The organism is Psychromonas sp. Urea-02u-13, assembly GCF_002835995.1.
Classification (GTDB): domain Bacteria; phylum Pseudomonadota; class Gammaproteobacteria; order Enterobacterales; family Psychromonadaceae; genus Psychromonas.
This window is the reverse complement of record NZ_PJBZ01000197.1, coordinates 1-1,430: the sequence shown is the minus strand read 5'-3', so window position 1 is coordinate 1,430 and position 1,430 is coordinate 1. Positions and strand designations below refer to the sequence as shown.

The 1,430-nt window shown below is 33.2% G+C and carries 2 protein-coding genes; both read left to right on the top strand.

Annotated elements, in window-relative coordinates:
* Positions 1–588: hypothetical protein (locus CXF74_RS21340; protein WP_232772616.1), on the top strand; the 588-nt coding region annotated here is incomplete at its 5' end.
* A gap of 113 nt (positions 589–701) precedes the next feature.
* Positions 702–1,274, top strand: a complete 573-nt coding sequence (locus CXF74_RS21335; RefSeq protein WP_101084648.1) for a DUF922 domain-containing Zn-dependent protease — start codon at positions 702–704, stop codon at positions 1,272–1,274.
* Positions 1,275–1,430 lie beyond the last annotated feature (156 nt).

The following is a 1,430-nucleotide window of genomic DNA, read 5'->3' as shown; positions in this document are numbered from 1 at the left end:
TATTTTACTGGGAGTGTCGAGTTAATGATTATCAAAGATGCCTTTATCGAAATGCAATCCAGATACCTTAAAATTCTTAATAATTACTATCCTGCTCATGAGTCGACAGGGTTTACAGAAAGAAATTTAACTAATAATTTTGTCGCTTCTATGGAAAAAATTATTGGGAATAATTGTATATCATGGTTTGAAGCACCTATCACGGATAAAGAAAGCTTACATGTAGATGCAATTATTTTTGATCTATCCAGTAAAACATTATTTATTATCGAAGCTAAAAGATTGAAATCAGTATCTAACTTAGGAAGTGTTCGTGACGACATTGTTCGAATGCATACTAAAAACTATATTTCCAAGTTAGAAGATGAATTAATCGACATTCAAATTAATAAACGGTTTGCAATTGTTCTTGCCGATGTTTGGACCGAAAACGATGCAACAAAAAACATATATAAAAATTGGCCAAAATGTATTGCTGGTGAAGACTTTTATTACTCTGATAAGTTGGGTTTCGAATCAGTTAATAGAGAAAATGAATGGAAAAGAAAGTACAATATTTTAATTGCAGTCGATGAAATAAAAATATAACAAGAGCTTTAAACGGAATAAAAACAGTTGGCTACGTTCCGCTTCGCTCCACAGTATAGCCAACTATTTTTATCCGCTTAAGCAGGCGTTATACAAATACACAAGGGTACTCAGTGAAATCGCTACGGTTAATAATATTCGCTTCTATCGCTATTTCACCAAGCGTAGTTATTGCAAAAATGTCTGTATCTGAAGAGTATAATTTTTATAGTATTTACCCTTATTCTAAAGCAGAGATACTTAGCTCTTTAAATGAGAATACTCCTATATCAACAAATGGAGAAAAATTCCATGGACATGCATATTCTTATGTTAAGTGGAATTTTAGATGGAAATATACTAAAAATAGTTGCTGGATTACTTCCGCAAATACGACGGTAGAAACTAAGTATACACTTCCGAAATTGGGTACCGATGTGGGTGATGTGAATGAAATCTGGAATCAGTGGTATCCCAACTTAGTTCTTCATGAAAAAGGGCATCATAAGTTTGCTATTCAAATTGCTCAAAAAATTGAGAATTCGATTTTAAAAATGGAACCTGAATCTAAATGTAATGTTTTGGAGAAAAAGGCTAATGCTATTGGGGATAAGCTTATATCGGAATTAGATACCTTAAATTCAGGATATGATCAACGTACGAATCATGGGGAAACAGAAGGTGCAAGCCTATTTAGTTATCTGTAAAATTTGTATAACAAGCACTTTAAACGGAACAAAAACAGTTGGCTATTGTTCGTTCCTCACAAAATTATAGCCAACCTTTTTTGTCCGCTTAAGTGGGCGCTATGGTGTCAATTCTTAATTCTGATTCATTTCAGGATCCCACATGACACCATCTCT